This window comes from Paenibacillus sp. Dod16 (assembly GCF_049893405.1).
Classification (GTDB): Bacteria; Bacillota; Bacilli; order Paenibacillales; family Paenibacillaceae; genus Paenibacillus_AQ.
Genome location: NZ_JBNDYG010000055.1, coordinates 12,510 through 31,823 on the forward strand (window position 1 = coordinate 12,510; position 19,314 = coordinate 31,823).

The window sequence follows — 19,314 nt, forward strand, 5'->3', positions numbered from 1 at the left end:
ATCCCTGATTTAACGAAAAAAGGTTGATTATACTGGAAAAGTAAACGCTATCAACAAATGCAGTACACGATCCTTATAGAAGAAAAAAAGGGAGGATTCACAATGAAGAAATACGGTAAGCTGCTCCTGGTCATGGTTCTGGCTTTCTCTACGCTGCTTGCAGCCTGCGGCGGCAAGAATGAGGACAATCAAGGCGCTGATGGTGGTGCCGAGGGTGGAACGAAAACGATTAAGATTTTTCAATTTAAAGTCGAAATCGCCGAGGCTCTGAATAAACTGAAAGCCGAATACGAAAAAGAGCATCCCGGCATTAAGCTGGACATTCAAACGGTTGGCGGCGGTTCGGATTATGGCGCGGCGCTGAAAGCGAAGTTCGCTTCCGGCGACGAGCCGGACATTTTCAACGTTGGCGGATACCGCGATCTTGAAACGTGGTTCGAGAATGTTGAGGATCTCTCAGACCAGCCATGGGTGAAGGATGTTGTTGACGTTGCCAAAGAGCCTATGACCAAAGACGGTAAACTGTACGGACAACCGATGACGATCGAGGGTTATGGATTTATTTACAATAAAGATTTGTTTGAAAAAGCGGGAATCACCGAGCTTCCTAAGACGCTCACAGAGCTTGAGGAAGCAGCCAAAAAACTGCAAGCAGCCGGTATTACGCCATTCGTGAACGGTTACCAAGAGACCTGGATTTTGGCCAACCATTTGCTGAACATTCCGTTCGCCCATCAGGAAGATCCGAATGCATTCGTTAAAGGAATGAATGAAGGCACGGAGAAGCTGGTTGGCAACGCGAAATTCGACGAATGGATGAGACTGTTCGACCTCACCGTCCAATACGGCCAGAAGAACCCGCTGACGACGGATTACAACACGGAAATCACGACCTTTGCCAGCGGTGAAGCGGCTATGACCCAGAACGGGAACTGGACGCAAGTACAGATCGACGGCATCAATCCGGATCTGAACATCGGCCTTCTGCCGATGCCGATCAATGACAATGCCGAAGAGAATGACAAACTTCCGATCGGCGTGCCAAACAACTGGGTCGTGAACAACAAATCGCAGGTGAAGGATGAAGCGAAGGAATTCCTGAACTGGCTCGTCACTTCGGAGACCGGTAAACGTTACATTACGGAAGAGTTCAAGTTCATCCCTGCACTGACCAGCATCGAAGCAAACAGCGAGACGCTTGGCGATCTGGGGAACGATGTCATGAAATACAGCAAAGAGAACAAAGCGCTCAGCTGGGAGTTCAACAAATTCCCTGACGGCGGCATGAATGAATTCGGCAGCCAGATGCAAGGTTATGTGGCAGGCAATGTGGACAAGAACCAATTGTTCGAAGGCATTCAGAAATCATGGGAAAGCTTGAAAGCGAAGTAACCACGAGGGTGGCGCTTATAGCGCTATGCCATCGAAATGATCCATTGACGTAATTGGGGCTGTCCCTAAGGGAATATCGAGTCATCAAAACAGTTTATGCATTATAAAAGGTCGGAGACAGACTCATTTCGAGCGCTGTGCTTCGACCTTTTTATTTATTGGTAATAGCTTTGTGGCACCGTCTTTATCGTTGATAAGCATGCCCCGTGGCTAAGGGGAAGAAGCAGCGGAGCATGTTTATGACTAATAATGATTTCGGATCAGCAAATAAATAATGAGACCAACAACAGGGAAGAACAACAAGCCGAGCACAACCAGAATCGCAAATTCAGGGCTGCGGCCTTTTCGCCGGGCGTCATTATAACCCCATACGCAGACGGCAATGTGAAGAAGGAAGAAGAATAATCCCAGTAATAATGTCAAAATTCCGATAATACCAACGCCAACAAAACTCATAATGAAATACCCTCCCGAACTCTAATTGTATGATCTACATACGGTCGATCGGCATTAGGGTCGCATAAAAACGAAAAAATTTGGGGTTTTCCTGCTGGCGGTAACCGGAGATTGCATAAGATTACGGATATTTTATTAACCTATATAGGAGAAATCTACAATACATAGATCACTACGAAATAGTAAATACATGGTATGATAAAGGTTGACGTTATTTTGGCGTGAGAACGATTTCGCATCGTTTTGAAATGTTGAAGCTATCGTATAAGATAGTAATAATATCTATAAAGCAGGAAAAGACGGGAGACAACGATGAATCAACCGCTCTATGGCGTATGGTTAGGTGATGTATTCTTTTGTTTTTCCGGTGAGGTTTCGGAACCGAGAGTGGATGCTTGGAGCCGCGTGGTCCGTACCTTTCGCAGACCGGATGGAATCCGTCCCTTCGCTAACGCTTCCCTCCGGCTTGCCGAGCTCCGATATCCGGCCAAAGTTCTCGGATCGAAAAGCGCACGGCGTCCGGAACGGAAGACACTTGGCGGACGGACGATGGAAGGGCTTGCTCTGACACCGGGAGACGCATTTCAATTGCTGATCTCGCTGGATCCTGAGTATTACCAGACTCAGGGACTAAGCGTTGGTGAAGAAATGGAATATTGGGTACAAGCGAGCAGATTCGCATTGGAGCTGCTCCTGCAAGGGAAGTTTGCACCAGGGACGGCCGAGGTGCCTTCCGTAGGCAGGCGTCGGACAACGATGCAAAATATAAAGGCGGTATGGAAGCCGCAGCTGTCTGCCGAGGATGGCGCGCGCTTTCTGCAGCTGGCAGCGAATATCCCGCCCATTGCGATTGGGACGCCGGCAGCTCTTGCCGGATTCGATCCTTCTACTCGTGAGGAAGCAGGGGCTATTGTGCTGTATTCTTTTCTGTGCGGCGTGATCGACAGCCAAGTCCGGGCGGCTGTCCGCGAATCGGAGGATAAGCTGCGGACCTATCTGGCGAACTACCGGCGGGGACAATCTCCGCTGGCCGAGCTGTGGTGGAACAGCCTGTTGACCGTCAGTCGGGACATTCCCATTCAAGGGACGGCGGAGGAAGTGAGCGAGCTGGAGGAAGCCGTTGAACGTGTTGGAGGGACGGCGTTTCCTTATGACAGCGGGGAGGATCAGCCTCCCGAGAACGGGACCATTGGACTTGGGCTGCGGCTTGAGCCGCCCCTGGATGAGAGCCGGAAGGACTGGAAGGTGTCCTTCTGGGCACGCAGTCAGGAGGATGAAGGCTTATCGATGCCCGTCCGCAGCATCTGGGGAAATCCGGAATCCGATCAGCTGATCCGCGGACGGATGTATTCTAGGGTTCAGCTGCAGCTGTTGATGAAGCTGGGAGAAGCGGCAGAGCTGGCACCGGAGCTGGCCGCTGGCTTGTACGGACGTGCTCCCGAGAGCGTGTCCCTGTCGCTTGACCGCTTGTCCACATTTATGAAGGAATCGGTTCCGAAATTAACGGCAAGCGGAGTCACGGTTCAAATGCCTTCACGATGGAGCAGGGAAGGGCGCCGCCGCGTCGGCTTATCCCTCAAAATGATGCCGGATGCAAGACCATCCGGCGAAGCGCATCCTCTGCCGGTGCTCGGCATGGAGCATCTGGTCAGCTTTCAAATCTCCGCAGCGATGGGAGGCCAATCCCTGACGCGCGAAGAATTAAAGTTTCTGGCCGAACAGAATCTGCCCTATGTCCAGTTCCGCGGGGAATGGGTTGAGGTCGATCTGAAGGAGATCAACCAAGTGCTGCGGTTCATGAAGCGCCATGAGAAGGGCGAGATGGAGCTTGCGGAATGGATGCATCTTAGCGCGGATATGGATGGAGAGCGCATGTGGAAAGGTCTCTTTATCGAGGAAGTGGAGACAACCGGTCTGCTATCCTCCTTACTGGATGGCGAAACGGCCCGGAAGCTGCCGTCTCGCCCGATTCCTTCCTCGCTTCACGGCGAACTGAGGCCGTATCAGGAACGGGGGTACCAGTGGCTTAGCGTAATGCGCGATTTGGGATTTGGTGTTTGCCTTGCCGACGATATGGGACTTGGAAAAACGGTACAGGTTATAACCTGTCTATTAGAGCGTCTCAATACGGAATCGGCTGGCGGTCCGGTGCTGATTATTTGCCCGACTTCGCTTCTGGGTAACTGGCAGCGGGAAATCCAGCGATTTGCACCGGATCTGACCTTGCATGTGCACCATGGCGTTCGACGTCTGCGTGGAGAAGACTTCCTGCAGGAAGCAGCCAATCATGATATCGTGCTGACCACGTATCATTTGGCGGGAAGAGACGGCGGTGATTTATCCGCTATCCAGTGGTCGAGTGTGGTGCTTGACGAAGCACAATATATTAAGAATTACCGGACGAAGCAGGCGCAGAGCGTCATGAAATTATCCGCGCCTCACCGCATTGCCATGACCGGAACGCCGGTGGAGAACCGTTTGGCGGAGCTTTGGTCGATCTTTCATTTTCTTAATCCGGGATATCTCGGCTCCTTTAACGCCTTCCGTCAGCGATATGCGCCGGGAGAGGGACAGCAGGAGAGATTCCGCGAGCTTCATAAGCTCGTATCTCCATTCATGCTGCGCAGACTCAAGAGCGATCCGGATATCCGCAAGGATCTGCCGGAGAAACTGGAATTGAAATCGTATTGCCCGCTGACCGAGGTTCAAGGTGCGATGTACCAAGCGGTTGTCGATGAGATGATGGGACAGATCGAAAGCCGGACGGGCATGGCGCGCAAGGGACTTGTGCTTTCATCCCTCACCAAGCTGAAGCAGATATGCGATCATCCGCAGCTGCTTCGACGTGACGAAGGACGTGCGGTGCGTGCGGAGTCCTCGGGCAAAATGGAGCGCATGCTTGAAATTCTCGACAGCATCGCGGATGTTGGAGAATCCGCGCTGATTTTTACCCAGTATGTAGGCATGGGTGAATTGCTGGTAAGCATGCTTGGGCGTAAATACGGGAAGGAGCCGTATTTCCTTCATGGCGGGGTGCCCAAACGGGAGCGGGATGAGATGGTACGGGCGTTCCAGGCAGGCGAGGGGACCGAGTTTTTTGTTCTGTCGTTAAAAGCCGGGGGCGTAGGTCTGAATTTGACCCGTGCGAACCATGTGCTCCACTATGATCGTTGGTGGAACCCGGCGGTTGAGAATCAGGCGACGGACCGTGTGTTCCGGATCGGCCAGCATCGCAACGTTCAGGTGCACAAGCTGATTTCTCAGGGAACGCTGGAGGAACGGATTGACGAGCTGATTGAACAGAAGAAGGCGTTGTCCGAGCAGGTGGTCGGGTCGGGCGAAACATGGCTGACGGAAATGTCGGACGGTGAGCTGCGCCAGTTGATTGAGCTGCAAGAGCAGGATTGGATGTAACCGGATTGCATACGGCGTGTGAAGCAGCGTAAAAAGGCATACAAAAATGGACGCCAAGGAGGTGTGGGTTATGGAATCTGCGGAATCGGCCGAACGGACCGGTCTGGTGATCGAACCCGGATGGTTAAAAGGGAAAGTGGATGGAGCGCCCGAATCATCGGGGAGCTATGAGGTCAGCGTTCAGGTAAAGACGCTGAGCCCTGCTGCCCGCGAGGCCGTGCTGGCTTATCTGGAGGAAGACCCGCAGGCGCTGTACCGCCTGCTTGCAGGGCAGGACGCCCCTTGGCTGGCCGAGCTGGCGCCGTCCCCCCTGCAGGGCGAAGAGCCGGCCGCCTCTGCCCGCTGCACCTGCGGCCAAGCGGCCTGCGGACACGCCGCAGCCGTGCTGGCTGCCGCAGCCCTGCGGCTTGCGGCTGAGCCGCTCCAGCAGCTGACGCTGCTGGGGCTGCCGCGGGAAGCGCTGCTGGCCGGCGTCTTTGGCGCCTGGGCCAAAGCAGCTCCGCCGCAGGTAGGCGGCTCTGCCGCAGAGCAGGCCGCCCGCGCGAAGGAGAAGGTGCCTTCCGGCCCTTCTCCGGGCGAATGGGTGGCCGAAGCGGCGGCCGAGGGCCGATTGCACCGGCCCGGCCCGCAGCTTAGCGAGCTGGCGGTGCAGCTGTCACCGCCGCCTCCGGCAGATCAGCTGGGCCCAGTCGGCGACTGGACAAGCTTACTGCCAGGCGTTCGCGGCGCGTCCAAAGCGCTCAGCGTGATTGCCCGCAGCGCGGCCAAGCAAGCCGAGCAGAAGCGCCGCAGCTTGAAGTCTCCGTAAGGGTTACCAATCCATCACAGAATTGTAATGAATTTGATAGATACGGCGCCATAAATCGGGGCAATCTGCCGGATATTTGACGTAAACGGAGATTATCCGGGATGTTTCGACAGCCGCCCGTTTGTTCTGCTCATTCTGATTAATGTACAATGGATGCAGGACAAACCGTGGGAAAGGAAGAAGCCATAGATGAATGCATTTTCGGGAAAACGAACACGATTTACAAGCGCAATGCTGTCATCCTTGCTGTTAGCAGGAGCCATTCTGGCAGGCTGCCAATCGGATGATGCCGGTTCCGGCAAGGAACAGGGTCAGGAATTGCAGTCGCCGGCTGAGGGTCAGGAAGGAAACACGCTTCCTGAGGGCGGCGCGGGCAATGAAGAGACTGGGGCTGAGAATCAGCCGGCGGATCCGGTCATGGCAAAGCGGAGCGAGAATGCGCTTCAGGCCACGATCCAGGAAAGCGGCGGCAAGCAGGTTGTAACCAACGCAGAGGCGATGACGGTGGTTGTGAACAAGCAGCGCAGCTTGCCGGATGGATATGAACCAAGTGACCTCGTGGAGCCGGATGTTCCATTTTCTTTTGATGAGCCGCACGAAAAACGGCATCTGAGAAAAGAAGCGGCGGATGCGCTCGAGGAATTGTTCGCTGCGGCCCAAGCAGACGGCATCGAGCTCCGGGCCGTATCGGGATACCGTTCTTATGCCCGTCAAAAAACGATATACGAGAACAATGTTCGTACCAAAGGGGAAGCCGAGGCTAATCGTGTAAGTGCGGTGCCGGGTACGAGTGAGCATCAGACAGGCCTTACGATAGACGTGTCCAGCCCAAGCGCAGGCAATGCGCTGGAAGAAGCGTTCGGGCATACGGAGGAAGGGCAGTGGCTGGCGCAACGCGCGCCGGAATTCGGCTTTATCATTCGTTATCCGGAAGGGGCCGAGGATATTACCGGCTATGTATACGAGCCGTGGCATATCCGTTATGTAGGCAAGGATCTGGCGCCGGATATTGCCGACAGCGGCTTGACGCTGGAGGAATACTTCGATGAGGCGAACATTAAACTGTAAGCTGTGCTAATAGTCGTAGGATAAACGGGACTTTTTATCCTTGTACCCCGGCTTGCGAATCTATAAAGTAGAACAGGACCTGCGCAAGACCGGGCGATGTTCTTGTTATACGAATGAATCCCGGGGCGGCTTGGCTCCGGGATTCATTCGTATTTTAAGAGATAAGAAAGCATACACTTCAGAGGCTTACCATTCTGATAGTCTTTACTTATTTAATGGCGAGTCCTCATAACCGGGATCATCGTAGCCGGTGTCAGTCAGCTTGCCGATGATGTTCATGTCTTCAATGGTTTTTCGGGTGCGTTCATCCCCATGTTCATGGAGAAAGTGGTAGAGGTTGATCGTTCGTTCATCGTATTGCTCGGCAGCATCGTCATGATCTGCCGACTTGTAAGGGACGAATGTGCGTTTAAACGCATACCGATCGCTGCTGCTGACTTCATAGAGCAGCCCCCTCAGCTTTGAGACCTCTTCATCATCCATATATACGACATATTCGTTCGAATCGTTCGGCACATCCTGGATCAGGTTGTGATTGACTGAAACATAATACGTCTTTTTATCGTTTGTCATATTAAATCCCTCCAGTCTTCGGCAGCTAAGGGCTGCACGGAATAGGATGCGGCTGCGGCCGACAGTATCCGGCATTGTACTGTCCAGTTTTCTAAACATATACACGTTCGGGGCCGGGTTGAATCAGCCGTGCAGTTGGAAGGGGCTTCCTTTTTCACATGGGGCAAGGAATTTGGTATGATAGAATCACCATGGCGGCAGTATACTGGACGATGAGGAGCATGGATCATCACATCGAGTAGTATGCGAACGGTAAAAATATGGGATGGCCGGTTTATGGCTAGTTAAAAATCGTTAATAACCTTAATGAAGTGATAATGACAATGTGCCGGCGGCCTGCCGGTCAATCGGGATATGAGAAAGAGGAGGATTCATAGATGAATATTTTACAAAAGCTTAAGGATGGAGCCAACCGCGCAACGGAAAAGGCGCAGCACGTGGTGGAAGTGAATAAACTCAACAGCCAAATTTCCGAAATCGAACAGCAGAAGAACTCATATTACTTACAGATGGGTAAAGTGTTCTATGAGGGCTACCGACTTCAGGACATGACGATGGCAGAAAAAGAAATGGTTGAGCTTGCGCAAACCTGCGATGGATTGCAGGAGCAAATCGAAGCGATTCGGAACCGCATTGCGGTCCTCAAGAATGAGCGGGTCTGTGAATGCGGACGGGTGGTCGCGCTGGATGCGAATTTCTGCCCGTACTGCGGAAACAAGCTTGCTAATTTGATACACCCTGAGAAGTCAGCACCGGACGAACCGAGGGAGCCTGAACGTAAGATCGTGTTTGATAAACATGAATATGCAGCGGCGGAAGAACAACAGGAACAGGATGAATTGCCTACCTACGACTACCGTTCGAATCCGGATCCATACGAGCCGGACATGTACGAGCCGGAGCCGGAACGGCAGCACGAGGAAATGGATCTCTCTGAACCTGAGGTTGATCGGGAACAGCTGCGTATCGAGCAGGAAGAGCAGGAGAAGGAGCGCCGTCACTGGGAAGAACTTGAGCGGGAGCGGGAGCGGCAGCTGGAACTGGACCGCCGCATTCGTTTCTGGCAGGAGAATAACCAAAGTCAGGACTATGTTGGTGATGATGAGGCGACGCGCGATATGGTGAAGTGCCAGATTTGCAGTGTCGACCTGCCAAAAGGCTCGAAATGGTGTCCGCGCTGTGGAGCTGAACAGATTTAAGATATAGGGATTCGGACGATCATGCCCTTGCGCGAGTGTTAATAAGACAGTGTGAATGATAGAGCAAGCGTTCGAGCATCTTGGGAGGACTAATATTATGGAACAATTGCTGCATCATTTGCGGAATTTGGGATTTACGGAGATTGAATCGAAAATTATGGTAGACCTTGCCGAGTATGGGCCGGCGGGTGGTTATGAAGTGGCAAAACGACTTGGAGCTTCGCGTTCTAATGTCTATGCAGCCATGCAGCGTTTGGAGCGGCAAGGGGCACTTGAGCGAATGGACGGGGAACCCGTCCGTTACCGTTCGCTGAAACCGGAGGAATTGACGCGGATGATATCCGGCCGTGTGGAGGCATCACTCGCTTTTGTTGAGAAGAGCTTGCCGCGAGGAAGCGGCACGGCCGCTCCCTTCCTTAGTATGGAGGGAGATCAGGCGGTGCTTGATGTGCTCGTCCGGGAATTGAAGCGAGCGAAACAGGAGATCGTGGTTGACGTCTGGCGTGAAGAAGCTTCGCTTCTGCGTGAACCGCTGGCTGAGGCGGAGGCTAGGGGTGTCAAGGTGCTGTGGGCTTGTGACGGCCCGGACCAGGGTCTCTCAAGAACGCTGGCGTGGTCTGGGTGGAACGGACTTGCGGAGCGCCGGGGAGGCGGCCGGAAATTCTCCTTTGTTGTAGACCGGCAGTGGTGCATACTAGGGATGCGCGGCGGGGAATATGATACAGGGGCGGTCATCACGGAGCATCCGGTAATGGCGGAGCTGCTGCTGCACCATTTTACTCAGGAGATGGTATTGTTCCAGCTTGAACAGGATATGGGTGAGCAGTTGGAAGCCCGTTATGGAGAGCACTTTGGTCTGATTCAGAGCCAGTATCTTAATGCGGAAGCCGACGCTGAAGCACAGGATGACCAGGCTGCGGAATCGAAATCGGGCGCGGAGTATGAAGCTGATTCTGGCCCAATGGACGGGGATAGCAATCGTAATACGGCCTAGGGTTCCGACTGGCACATGAGGAGGCTCACCCAGAAGTGACTTTTATCACAGTTAGGCATCATGGTTCATCGTACAATGTAATAAACATAAAGATAAGGAACGCCGGGATTTATCTTGGCGTTTATTTGCTTAAGATCCGCAGGCAGGCGGGAATGAAAGTTGCAGCTGGCAAGAGTATGAATGAAGCGGTCTTTAATCGCAATTATGACAACCAAGAGAAGGGGGATGAATGAGCATGGAATGCATCGTTCATTTTACAGTGGGACATAAGGAAGGACCCAAGAAGCTCCGAGGATTGATTTTTGTTGATAAAGGAGAGAATCCTACAGGTCAGCAGCTGCTCGATATGTTTCATGAAATGGAGTATAAGGTGGTACCTGACCCGCAGGATGAACTTCTATTTAAACCGGAACATCCCGCGGAAAGTTATACTTATATACGTGTGAACGAACTCGATATGGGTCAAGAAAAATATACCGAAGACCGCAATCTGAAATCGCTGCTGAACGAGCTGCTGCCTAAACAGCGCACGGGCTTGTAACGAATAAACCCATCTGCCTTCCGCTGACGTCCGCTGGGATTCGTGAAATCCGCTTGTTATAATGGATGTACGGAAGGGGATGGAGATGTTTATTTTTGCAGGAATCGCAGCATTATTGATTTACGGCTTGCTTGTTTATTATATAGGCCGAAGCGTATGGAGCTGGATGAAACCGGGCCCGTCCATTGTGCTCAAATGGATATACATAATTGTGCTGACCGTTGTTTCGACATCGTTTATTTCAGGACGGTTCTTCGGCAACCTCACGGTGCTGAGCGTGATAGGATCGTATTGGATGGCTATTTTCTATGTCCTGATCATCCTGCTCCCGTTGATGCACATCATGCTGTGGCTGCTAAGATTGACGGCATTGCGAAGAGAGGGCCTGAAGAAGGCGGCGGGATTTATCGTGTTGGTGCTATTGGTCGTTGTGATCGGCTTCGGTTCTTTTAATGCTTACAGTCCAACGGTTCGTGCATATGATATTCACGTGGACAAGGACGCCGGCACAATTGAGGAGCTGAATATTGTCATGGCGTCCGATATGCACTTCGGCGTCCTGTCAGGTAAAGCCCACGCTGCGCGTATGGTGAAGGAGATTAATGACTTAAAGCCGGATCTGGTACTGTTCCCTGGCGATATCATCGATGACGATCTGGATGCCTATTTAAGTCAGGGGATCGATCAGATCCTGACCGGTATCCAGGCGAAGTATGGCGTGTATGCCTCGCTTGGCAATCATGACCGATTCGAAGGCGAAATGCCGGAACTGATCGCGGCTCTTGAACATAGCGGCATGACCGTGCTGTATGATGAGAAATTGACGGTCGAGGGCCTGACGCTGGTTGGCAGACGGGATAAACAGGATCAGGAGCGGGCCGAGTTGTCCACGATCATGGATGGGGCCGATCTATCCAAGCCGATCTTTGTGCTCGATCATCAGCCGAATGCCCTGGAGGAAGCACAGCAGCAGGGCGTAGACCTTATCGTTTCTGGGCACACGCACCGCGGGCAGGTATTCCCGGCGCATCTGATTACGCAGGCCATGTTCGAGAATGATTGGGGCTATCTGCAAAAAGGCCGGATGCATTCCATCGTGTCCTCAGGTTACGGTTTCTGGGGACCTCCGATTCGTCTGGGTTCCCGCTCCGAAATTGTACAGATCCATGTTACATTTCAATAGATGATATTGAGGGATGAGCCACCTGTGAGGTGGCTTTTTTCATGTCAGATATTTTGTGGAAATGTTGTATCCAGAAAGGATCGGATTATTGTATGATCTTTGCTAGATATACACATTGAGTGTAGGGAGGTAAACGGGTTGCGATCGATTCCGTGCTCGGATGAACGCAGGTTTAACGGCCGGGGACATGGATCTGGAAGGGAATGGGAGTGATATCCTGTTCCGCTGGCAGCAAGCTCATGTTGGAACATATACGCTTCGAATCCGGCTCGTTGATGTAAGCGGCGATGTACCCCAGTCCATTGGTGATCCTCTGGAATGGATAATTGAAGTTATACTTGCAAGTTAATGCTCTAGGAAGGCTGTCCCATGAAACTTATGGGGCGGCTTTTTTTCGTTTAATTGACCGGTAGTTTATTATTTCCGTAAATTTTCACTTTATTTTTTCATAGGGAATGCGTTATACTTCATTCATTCGGAAATATTACATTTACACGTAAGCATTCTAAGGTATACAGATCATACATTTTCTCGTATAGGTGCAGGAATTGGCCTGCATGTCTCTACCCGATCACCGGAAATGATTGGACTACGGGTTATAGCAGCAGCAGCGGACAAGCCAGGTCAATCCCATTTGACTTCTATGGCTCAAGGTGCGTTTTTGCTGTTTATGCCCATTTGTTTCTTTCCCGGCGATTCGGTGAAAGGAGGAAGTGGGCTTTTTTGCTTGGAATGTAAACAAATTTAAGGGGGAGCATCATGCAATTACTGCAGAACAAGGTGAAAGAGGAAGGCATTGTATTAAGCGGACAGGTACTGAAGGTGGATTCGTTCCTGAACCACCAGATGGATCCGGTATTGATGAAAGAGGTAGGTAAGGAATTTACACGATTGTTTAAGGAAGCGAACGTAACTCGTGTATTGACCATTGAATCCTCCGGCATCGCGCCCGGCATTATGACCGCTCTTGAGATGGAAGTGCCTCTTATCTTTGCACGGAAGCAGAAGTCGCTGACCCTCCGTGAGGATATATTTGTGGAGAAGGTGTACTCCTTCACCAAGCAGGAGACGAACGAAATTACGGTCGCGAAGAAATTCATCAAGCCCGGCGATAAAGTGCTGATCGTGGATGACTTCCTTGCTAACGGCGAGGCGGCATTCGGGCTTGCCCGAATCGTAGAGCAGGCGGGTGCAGAGGTGGTAGGCATCGGGATCGTTATTGAAAAGGCGTTTCAACCAGGAGGACGTTTGCTGGCCGAAGCGGGTTATCGGGTAGAATCGCTCGTACGGATTGCATCACTTGAAGATGGCGTAGTGACATTCGCATAGAACGAAAGCTAACAATTTATTGGGGGGAATCAAGAAGCCATGGAACAACAGAAACAAGCGGTGCAAGAACCGATTTTCGATAAAAATCGGAGTCCGGGCAAAACCTTTTCGCTGGGTTTGCAGCATGTATTGGCAATGTACGCAGGGGCAATCATCGTACCGCTTATCGTTGGCGGGCAGCTCGGCTTAACGACGGAGCAGCTGACGTATCTCATCGCCATCGACCTGCTGGCGTGCGGGGTCGCTACTTTGCTGCAGGTATTCGGCAACAAATACTTCGGCATCGGTCTTCCGGTCATGCTTGGCTGCGCGTTCCAGGCCGTAGGTCCGATGATCATTATCGGACAGCAGCACGGGATGTCGGCTATTTATGGAGCGATTATCGCTTCCGGTTTATTTGTCATTCTATTCTCCGGTTTATTCGGTAAGCTGATTAAGGTATTCCCGCCTGTCGTTACAGGCTCTGTTGTTACGATTATCGGTTTGACGCTGATCCCCGTAGCTTTAACTGACCTTGGTGGTGGGCAAAGTGCAGGGGATGAGTTTGGCAGCGCGCTTAACATTTCCCTTGGCTTCGGCGTTCTAGCCTTCATTATCATCATGAATCGTTTTGCCAAAGGCTTCTTGCGTTCGATTTCCGTTCTTTTGGGTCTCATTCTCGGCACCGTGGTAGCCGCATTCTACGGTGGAGTGGATTTAACCCCGCTGCGCGAAGCCGGCTGGTTCCGTGCTCCGCAGCCATTCTATTTTGGCACGCCGGAGTTTAAGATCGTTCCGATCATGACAATGATTCTGGTTGCGATTGTCAGTGTTGCCGAATCGACGGGCGTATTTATGGCGCTTGGCAAAATCGTGGATCGCGACATTACCTCCAAGGATCTGTCCCGTGGTTATCGTGCAGAGGGTCTTGCGATTGTGGTAGGTGGTATTTTCAATTCGTTCCCTTATACCACATACTCTCAAAACGTGGGCCTGATTCAGATGAGCCGCGTGAAGACGCGCGACGTGATTGTGGTGGCTGGCGGCTTGCTTGTATTGATCGGATTCGTTCCGAAGATTGCCGCCATGACGCAGCTTGTACCGACTTCGGTTCTCGGTGGGGCCATGGTAGCCCTGTTCGGCATGGTTGTATCTTCCGGTATTCGGATGTTAGGAGATCAAGTAGACCTTAACCGTCACGAGAACCTGTTCATTATTGCGTGTTCCGTCGGCATGGGCCTTGGTGTGACAACCGTACCGGGTCTGTTCGCAAGTCTGCCTGACAACCTGCGCATTCTTGCCGATAACGGCATCGTGGCCGGCAGCTTGACCGCGATTGTGCTGAACCTGATCTTTAACGGCTTGAAATATACGAAGCCCACTCATACAGAGCAAGGTGATACCGCAGAAGGGCATGCTGCATAACCAATGCCCACTGAAAGCAGCCGGATGGCCTCCGGCTGCTTTTTAGTTGATAAAAACAACAATTTCAGAGGCTAACCCTCCGTATTTCGTAAGAAAATCTTCCTTAACTAGCGGTCGGGCTTCTGCAGACAGGACGTCGACAGACGTTTTTCCTTTGATATTGCTCGGTCCAATCAAAAACGGCTGCCTCCATAGTAGAATGGAGGCAGCCGTTTTACGTGATGTGTAAGCGTTAGACGCGCTGCATTTGTTTCTCTGCAATATTGCCGATCCAGGGCAGCTTGAACCATTTTCCCTGAATGGCGTTTGCCATAAGCACCAGCCACATCAAGACGCCGACCAGCGCCAGAAGGGCGGAGGCCAGGAGGCCGATGATGGGCACCGCGCTCGACAGCAGGTGAGCGACGGCCAGGATGCCGAAGGCCAGCAAGGACTGCAGCGCGTGGAATATGACGTAGCGGCTTCTCTTTTCTAATGAAAGAAACAGAATTCCTCCGACCATGGGAAAAAAATAGCACAGCGTAGCCGCCAGATTCTCGGGAAGTCCTGTGGACGATTTGAAAGGGGACATCTCATCAACTCCTTGTCTTAGACCGGTTCTGGGGTAGGGCAAGCTTTATACCTTACCTTATGAGCCGATGGGACAAAGTATGATGGTTAAATCCCGAACTTATTTCATTTTCAATTGCAGCAGATATTTCACGAGAGCATCCTGCTGCTCCTGCGTGAACCCGCTGCTTTCGTCCACCCAAAACTCATGTCCCTGACCGGTGACATGGGTGTCTCTCAGTCTTGAATCCTTGCGGTTCGCCTCGACGACCTGCAGTCTCAACTTACGGTCTATCAGGGCTTTCAGGCTGTTGTAAGGGTCGGGGTGTATCCCTTTCATAAGGGTCTGCGATACGCCGGTTTGCGTCAGCTTAGGCCCGACTGCTACGCCGCCGTCGTGCAAATACGGTGCGGACAAGCGAAGACCGATCAACCCTTTGACCTTATAACCGCCGCCAGATGTATGGCCGAAGCCCAACTTGATCTGCTCCGGGTCGATATCATCCAGCGGGATTTTGGTCATTTTGGCACCCGGAGGGATCGGGACAGGCGTGTCGGGCGGGTAGAACTCCGCAGCGCCAAAAGCATTCTGTGTGCGCTGGAAAGCCTTTGCCCTTGCAGGCTCGGTACCGATTTCAGCCGCGCGCATAACGCGGTTATTCGTATAGAAGTCACCAGCGTGGCAAGTGATGCATTGCGCTTTTTTGAATACTTCCGCTCCGAGGTTGATCGTCTTGGCATCGGAGATATCCTTGGCACCCGTTTCCGGCGGACGGATCGTATTCTGATAGGCGGACATGGCGTTCACCTGCTCCCCGGCTTTGAAGCCCGGCGAGCTGATGTACAGCCCGTTTGGTGCGATGGCTGAAACCTTCGGGAAATTCGGAATCTTAATAACCTCATTCACGCCGGGGGTTCCGGGATTGGGATCCAGCCGGTTAAAGAATTCGGTGGGCTTCAGCCCGCTGCTCGGATCATAGCGAAACTTGCGATGGGCTGCATTTTGCAGAATGGTGCCCACATAAATCTCTTTGTCGATCCCCCACATCGGTTCGCTCACCTCGGTTTGACTCAAGGTATCCGTGTTCTGGGCGTGAACATTGTTGCTGAAGGTGCTAAGTCCCTTGAAGGGGCCCGCGGCAGCGAAGCCGCTCCAGCTGTATGGATGATCGCCCTTCGTAAACATATCGGGAATTTGGGTCACGTCACTGACCAGATCCACGGTTGTATCGAACGTGCCGGGCATCCATTTGATCAGATTTTCGTCAACGGCTTTTTCCAGCAGGGCGGGATCCGGCAGCGCTTCGGTTTTTCCTTTGGAGTTTACAATCGTACGCTGCTCGTTCTTTACATAATCCACCAGGCTGGTAATGTCCGTATGGGTAAAATAAGCCGCGCTATTCGGGGCAAGTGCCAGCATTAGACCGAGGTTCAGATCGGAGTTGGGCGCGCCCTCGACGATCATTCCCGTTTCACGGTTGACGGTTGCATGGCAGGCCATGCAGCTAACGCCGATGCGACCCTTGCCTTCGGCATATTTAAATGTGACGCCAACGGGGGCATAGGCGCCTTTGGCTACGTCAAAGCCGGTATCAATCTTATCCCCCTTGCGGTAGGTCCTGCCGCCGATCGTTACATCCTGATCGAGTGCAACGCGCAAATTGGTTGTTCCCCGTCCTTTTAACTCGGCGAGGGCTTTTGCAATATTATTCAGCTTCATCGGACCGCCGATGATCCCCACAATATCAGTTAAAAACACCTCATTGCCAAAGGATTCCTCATACAATGTACGACGCCCTAGGGCAAGCAGATCTTTTGTCACCTCAACGGCGCCATGGGCGGCTGTTAAACGGGGGTCCTGATCCTTCAGGGCGGTACCGGGAACCGTAAGCGTCTTGCCCCAGATATCATACTGGCGAATGAAGCCCGTTTGCTGGGCTTGGATTTGCGTAGTATTCTCCAATTTATGTGCAGGCGGTATATAGGCGTATTCCGGCTCCACGATATTAGCAGCAAGCCATAAGGCCCCTACGACGGTGATCGGGATCAGCCATAGCAGAAGCCGCTTCGATTTTCGCATGTCTTATCACCCTTTTTTATGAGCAGATCTGATGAATCATCTCTTCACTGCCGATATACAAGGGCTTTAGTCTACATGCACATCATGGCGCAGAGGCGATTCGGCATTAACTTGCTTATCAGGGCCTTTCTCTTTCGGAACCAGACGCTCGTCTGTCCTGCCTTGATGGTGGTTTTCAAAATCATACTCCGCCAGCCGCCACTCCGTGGAGCCCTTCTGGGGATCGAACGGGAATTCTTCGCCGCGTTTTAAATATTCCTCCCGTCCCCATTCATTTGTGTATGTTCCGTCTACTTCAACCTCTTCTCGCGAAATAGGGTGGAGATCCTTGTCTTTTCCGGACATGTCGCATGCTCCTCTCAGGCTTGATTTTAGAAATGATTCATATCGCATAAAGTAACCAGAAAGAGGAGGTACTATCCGCTGAAATTTGCAAGTAAGTCAGATTACGGTTTCGGGAAAGAACCGAATGCTCCTAAGTGTAGGGATGGCCACAGGACGATCTGTCAGCTGCCTGACGATGATACAGCAGGTTTTGACTTTAAGTCGTCAAGAATATAGCGCTCCAGCAGAGAGCGTGGGTTCTTCCAGCGGCTGACCTTGCTGTCGGCAGTAAATACGACGACCGTATCCAATTGGGGAAAAAGGTAGATTTGCTGTCCTCCATGGCCGTGTGCAAGCGCGAAGGGAGTCCCGTTCTGAATGCCGGTCCACCACTGAAATCCGTAATCCCCAAAGGCGGGATAGCCCTTGACCTGCGGAGCGAGGGCTTGCTTTAGCCATGATTCCGGGATGAGCGTGGTGCCTTGCCATCGTCCCCCATTCAGGCAGCAAAGACCGAATTTGGCCATGTCGCGGGAGGTGAGATAGAGGCCGACGTGACCCATGCTGTGGCCCTCGGGACTTGGGGACCAGGCGGCATGACGAATGCCGAGCGGCTCGAATAAATATTGTCTGGCATAGGCGTAAGCATCCATTCCCGTAGCCTCACTAATGGCAACGGAGAGCAGATGGGAATCTGTGCTCCGATATTGAAAGAGGCCCATTTCCTGTTCCATGACAGGGAGGGATAGCGCGAAGCTTGTCCATTTCCGGTTGCGGTGGAATCGGTGAATGAGCGGCTCCCCTAGCTTTTTACCGGTTTGCCACGAAAAGCCTGAGGTCATCGTCAGCAGGTGATGAAGGGAAACCTTGTGTAATAGCGGATGGGCTCGTTCGGGAACATATCGATGCAAAATATCCATGACAGAGGAATTCAGATCAGGTAATTCGCCGCGTGAGTGGGCGATGCCGCATAACGCTGACGTAAAGCTCTTGGTGGCGGACCTGAGATCGTTCAGCGAGGAAACGCCGTGACCGTTGTAATAGCGTTCGTAGATGAGTTTGCCGGCATGCAGGAGGAGAAAGCTGCGCATTTTCGGATATTGTTTCTGAATGATCAGGTCGACCTGATCAAGCGAATTGAGGTGCAGCCCTGCCTCATGAGGCTCAGCGGCAGGAATAGGGGATCCTAAATCGACAGGGGAATGCAGGATAGACTGTGAGTTCGGCATGAGCTGTAGGCCTCCTTGTATCTAGAATATGTTATTCTGCGTATCTATTTGTGATATTCGCTGACTTCTGGAGTCGCGGGAGGTTCGTTTGAATGTATCTTAACCAATTCCGGGGATAAAGGGATGACCTGATGAAAAAACATAGTACCAAAAAACATTTTTTGGGAAAGATGAAACAAACAGAAGAATATGATATAATATATTAATGATTCAGTTGCATGCTGTTAGGGTATGTATAGTGTCAGGTGCATTGGTAAGTTGCTGAATATCAACCTAATGGTCACCGTAAGAACTGCAATATGGCTTCAACTTAATGAGGTAGATCTTTTCGGCATTCTCTTTAAACGGAGTAATTTTATTCCACACGTTTTGGGAGGGATCCATCATGGCAACGAAAGGTCACAATGAGGTTAAGGAAAGTCTGCGGGAAATGACACGAATTTTCCGGCCTAAAGATCCGAAAAAATTTGTAAAGGAGTATGTCCGGAAGTACCATATTATGGGGGGCTATGAAGAAGAGCTTACACTTGTTGTTGAGCATGAACTTGGCAAGCTGAATTCCTCCGTTTCGTAACCTGTAATAGCACCTGGTCTATAGAAATAACCAACACGCATCGCATCTTCACCTTGTTAATGACTAATGATATGAACCAATTTAGAGTTTATGGTTAAACCGTTTTTGGGGCAAATGTCCCGAAAGCGGTTTTTTTGCTTTTGCCAGTTCCCGTTACGTGAACAGACTCATCTCCTCGGAAAGTCTATTTCCTGGGG

At 51.8% G+C, this 19,314-nt stretch carries 19 protein-coding genes and 1 riboswitch; of the genes, 13 read left to right on the forward strand and 6 right to left on the reverse strand.

Going from position 1 to position 19,314, the window contains the following annotated elements:
• Window positions 1-102 precede the first annotated feature (102 nt).
• Window positions 103-1,392, forward strand: a complete 1,290-nt coding sequence (locus ACPV3A_RS31420) for an ABC transporter substrate-binding protein (RefSeq protein WP_071222082.1) — start codon at window positions 103-105, stop codon at window positions 1,390-1,392.
• Between the two features lie 243 nt (window positions 1,393-1,635).
• Here ACPV3A_RS31420 and ACPV3A_RS31425 read toward each other — a convergent pair whose 3' ends face one another.
• Window positions 1,636-1,848, reverse strand: coding sequence for a PLDc N-terminal domain-containing protein (locus ACPV3A_RS31425; protein WP_194540797.1), 213 nt, complete (start codon window positions 1,846-1,848; stop codon window positions 1,636-1,638).
• Between the two features lie 312 nt (window positions 1,849-2,160).
• Here ACPV3A_RS31425 and ACPV3A_RS31430 point away from each other — a divergent pair, with 312 nt between their 5' ends.
• The 3 genes from ACPV3A_RS31430 to ACPV3A_RS31440 all read left to right on the forward strand — a co-directional run bounded on the left by ACPV3A_RS31430 (window position 2,161) and on the right by ACPV3A_RS31440 (window position 7,138).
• Entirely contained in the window at window positions 2,161-5,262 is a 3,102-nt protein-coding gene (locus tag ACPV3A_RS31430) for a DEAD/DEAH box helicase (protein WP_339295513.1), read from the forward strand.
• A 70-nt stretch (window positions 5,263-5,332) separates the two neighbouring features.
• Window positions 5,333-6,070: a hypothetical protein gene (locus ACPV3A_RS31435; protein ID WP_426203623.1), complete on the forward strand. Its 738-nt coding sequence runs from the start codon at window positions 5,333-5,335 to the stop codon at window positions 6,068-6,070.
• Between the two features lie 189 nt (window positions 6,071-6,259).
• Window positions 6,260-7,138 carry a M15 family metallopeptidase gene (locus tag ACPV3A_RS31440; RefSeq protein WP_194540800.1) on the forward strand — a complete coding sequence of 293 codons (879 nt, stop codon included), beginning with the start codon at window positions 6,260-6,262 and terminating at the stop codon, window positions 7,136-7,138.
• Window positions 7,139-7,342: 204 nt separating this feature from the next.
• Here the strand turns inward: ACPV3A_RS31440 and ACPV3A_RS31445 are convergent, their stop codons facing one another.
• A complete protein-coding gene (locus ACPV3A_RS31445; protein WP_216532632.1) occupies window positions 7,343-7,711 on the reverse strand; it encodes a hypothetical protein in 369 nt (122 codons plus the stop codon).
• A 377-nt stretch (window positions 7,712-8,088) separates the two neighbouring features.
• Here ACPV3A_RS31445 and ACPV3A_RS31450 point away from each other — a divergent pair, with 377 nt between their 5' ends.
• The 8 genes from ACPV3A_RS31450 to ACPV3A_RS31485 all read left to right on the forward strand — a co-directional run bounded on the left by ACPV3A_RS31450 (window position 8,089) and on the right by ACPV3A_RS31485 (window position 14,361).
• The gene (locus ACPV3A_RS31450; RefSeq protein WP_426203626.1) at window positions 8,089-8,910 is read left to right on the forward strand and encodes a zinc ribbon domain-containing protein; all 822 of its coding nucleotides are present in this window, start codon (window positions 8,089-8,091) and stop codon (window positions 8,908-8,910) included.
• Between the two features lie 97 nt (window positions 8,911-9,007).
• Window positions 9,008-9,904, forward strand: a complete 897-nt coding sequence (locus ACPV3A_RS31455; protein WP_426203627.1) for a TrmB family transcriptional regulator — start codon at window positions 9,008-9,010, stop codon at window positions 9,902-9,904.
• Window positions 9,905-9,939: 35 nt separating this feature from the next.
• Window positions 9,940-10,137: a hypothetical protein gene (locus tag ACPV3A_RS31460; RefSeq protein ID WP_426203629.1), complete on the forward strand. Its 198-nt coding sequence runs from the start codon at window positions 9,940-9,942 to the stop codon at window positions 10,135-10,137.
• Between the two features lie 2 nt (window positions 10,138-10,139).
• Entirely contained in the window at window positions 10,140-10,445 is a 306-nt protein-coding gene (locus tag ACPV3A_RS31465) for a hypothetical protein (protein WP_426203631.1), read from the forward strand.
• 85 nt (window positions 10,446-10,530) lie between these two features.
• Complete coding sequence (locus ACPV3A_RS31470) at window positions 10,531-11,628, forward strand: metallophosphoesterase (protein WP_426203632.1); 1,098 nt, start codon at window positions 10,531-10,533, stop codon at window positions 11,626-11,628.
• Between the two features lie 160 nt (window positions 11,629-11,788).
• A complete protein-coding gene (locus tag ACPV3A_RS31475) occupies window positions 11,789-11,977 on the forward strand; it encodes a hypothetical protein (protein WP_426203633.1) in 189 nt (62 codons plus the stop codon).
• A gap of 162 nt (window positions 11,978-12,139) precedes the next feature.
• A riboswitch (purine riboswitch) is annotated at window positions 12,140-12,240 on the forward strand.
• Window positions 12,241-12,387: 147 nt separating this feature from the next.
• The gene (locus ACPV3A_RS31480; protein WP_009593434.1) at window positions 12,388-12,957 is read left to right on the forward strand and encodes a xanthine phosphoribosyltransferase; all 570 of its coding nucleotides are present in this window, start codon (window positions 12,388-12,390) and stop codon (window positions 12,955-12,957) included.
• Between the two features lie 39 nt (window positions 12,958-12,996).
• Window positions 12,997-14,361 carry a nucleobase:cation symporter-2 family protein gene (locus ACPV3A_RS31485; RefSeq protein ID WP_194540807.1) on the forward strand — a complete coding sequence of 455 codons (1,365 nt, stop codon included), beginning with the start codon at window positions 12,997-12,999 and terminating at the stop codon, window positions 14,359-14,361.
• Between the two features lie 232 nt (window positions 14,362-14,593).
• Here ACPV3A_RS31485 and ACPV3A_RS31490 read toward each other — a convergent pair whose 3' ends face one another.
• From ACPV3A_RS31490 to ACPV3A_RS31505, 4 genes are all read right to left on the reverse strand, one after another.
• Window positions 14,594-14,932 carry a DUF4870 domain-containing protein gene (locus ACPV3A_RS31490; protein WP_071222068.1) on the reverse strand — a complete coding sequence of 113 codons (339 nt, stop codon included), beginning with the start codon at window positions 14,930-14,932 and terminating at the stop codon, window positions 14,594-14,596.
• A 99-nt stretch (window positions 14,933-15,031) separates the two neighbouring features.
• Window positions 15,032-16,990, reverse strand: coding sequence for an electron transport protein (locus ACPV3A_RS31495; RefSeq protein ID WP_426203637.1), 1,959 nt, complete (start codon window positions 16,988-16,990; stop codon window positions 15,032-15,034).
• 66 nt (window positions 16,991-17,056) lie between these two features.
• The gene (locus ACPV3A_RS31500) at window positions 17,057-17,335 is read right to left on the reverse strand and encodes a transposase (RefSeq protein WP_194540809.1); all 279 of its coding nucleotides are present in this window, start codon (window positions 17,333-17,335) and stop codon (window positions 17,057-17,059) included.
• 161 nt (window positions 17,336-17,496) lie between these two features.
• The gene (locus tag ACPV3A_RS31505) at window positions 17,497-18,543 is read right to left on the reverse strand and encodes a serine hydrolase domain-containing protein (RefSeq protein WP_426203641.1); all 1,047 of its coding nucleotides are present in this window, start codon (window positions 18,541-18,543) and stop codon (window positions 17,497-17,499) included.
• Between the two features lie 385 nt (window positions 18,544-18,928).
• On the opposite strand from ACPV3A_RS31505, the gene ACPV3A_RS31510 reads away from it, so the two are divergent.
• Window positions 18,929-19,117: a hypothetical protein gene (locus ACPV3A_RS31510; RefSeq protein ID WP_006208082.1), complete on the forward strand. Its 189-nt coding sequence runs from the start codon at window positions 18,929-18,931 to the stop codon at window positions 19,115-19,117.
• Window positions 19,118-19,314: the final 197 nt, after the last annotated feature.

Bases quoted from the DNA above. Each gene is read 5' to 3' on its own strand.
- ACPV3A_RS31420 (WP_071222082.1), top strand. From the start codon at position 103: ATGAAGAAATACGGTAAGCTGCTCCTGGTCATGGTTCTGGCTTTCTCT.
- ACPV3A_RS31425 (WP_194540797.1), bottom strand. From the start codon at position 1,848: ATGAGTTTTGTTGGCGTTGGTATTATCGGAATTTTGACATTATTACTG.
- ACPV3A_RS31430 (WP_339295513.1), top strand. From the start codon at position 2,161: ATGAATCAACCGCTCTATGGCGTATGGTTAGGTGATGTATTCTTTTGT.
- ACPV3A_RS31435 (WP_426203623.1), top strand. From the start codon at position 5,333: ATGGAATCTGCGGAATCGGCCGAACGGACCGGTCTGGTGATCGAACCC.
- ACPV3A_RS31440 (WP_194540800.1), top strand. From the start codon at position 6,260: ATGAATGCATTTTCGGGAAAACGAACACGATTTACAAGCGCAATGCTG.
- ACPV3A_RS31445 (WP_216532632.1), bottom strand. From the start codon at position 7,711: ATGACAAACGATAAAAAGACGTATTATGTTTCAGTCAATCACAACCTG.
- ACPV3A_RS31450 (WP_426203626.1), top strand. From the start codon at position 8,089: ATGAATATTTTACAAAAGCTTAAGGATGGAGCCAACCGCGCAACGGAA.
- ACPV3A_RS31455 (WP_426203627.1), top strand. From the start codon at position 9,008: ATGGAACAATTGCTGCATCATTTGCGGAATTTGGGATTTACGGAGATT.
- ACPV3A_RS31465 (WP_426203631.1), top strand. From the start codon at position 10,140: ATGGAATGCATCGTTCATTTTACAGTGGGACATAAGGAAGGACCCAAG.
- ACPV3A_RS31470 (WP_426203632.1), top strand. From the start codon at position 10,531: ATGTTTATTTTTGCAGGAATCGCAGCATTATTGATTTACGGCTTGCTT.
- ACPV3A_RS31475 (WP_426203633.1), top strand. From the start codon at position 11,789: ATGAACGCAGGTTTAACGGCCGGGGACATGGATCTGGAAGGGAATGGG.
- ACPV3A_RS31480 (WP_009593434.1), top strand. From the start codon at position 12,388: ATGCAATTACTGCAGAACAAGGTGAAAGAGGAAGGCATTGTATTAAGC.
- ACPV3A_RS31485 (WP_194540807.1), top strand. From the start codon at position 12,997: ATGGAACAACAGAAACAAGCGGTGCAAGAACCGATTTTCGATAAAAAT.
- ACPV3A_RS31490 (WP_071222068.1), bottom strand. From the start codon at position 14,932: ATGTCCCCTTTCAAATCGTCCACAGGACTTCCCGAGAATCTGGCGGCT.
- ACPV3A_RS31495 (WP_426203637.1), bottom strand. From the start codon at position 16,990: ATGCGAAAATCGAAGCGGCTTCTGCTATGGCTGATCCCGATCACCGTC.
- ACPV3A_RS31500 (WP_194540809.1), bottom strand. From the start codon at position 17,335: ATGTCCGGAAAAGACAAGGATCTCCACCCTATTTCGCGAGAAGAGGTT.
- ACPV3A_RS31505 (WP_426203641.1), bottom strand. From the start codon at position 18,543: ATGCCGAACTCACAGTCTATCCTGCATTCCCCTGTCGATTTAGGATCC.
- ACPV3A_RS31510 (WP_006208082.1), top strand. From the start codon at position 18,929: ATGGCAACGAAAGGTCACAATGAGGTTAAGGAAAGTCTGCGGGAAATG.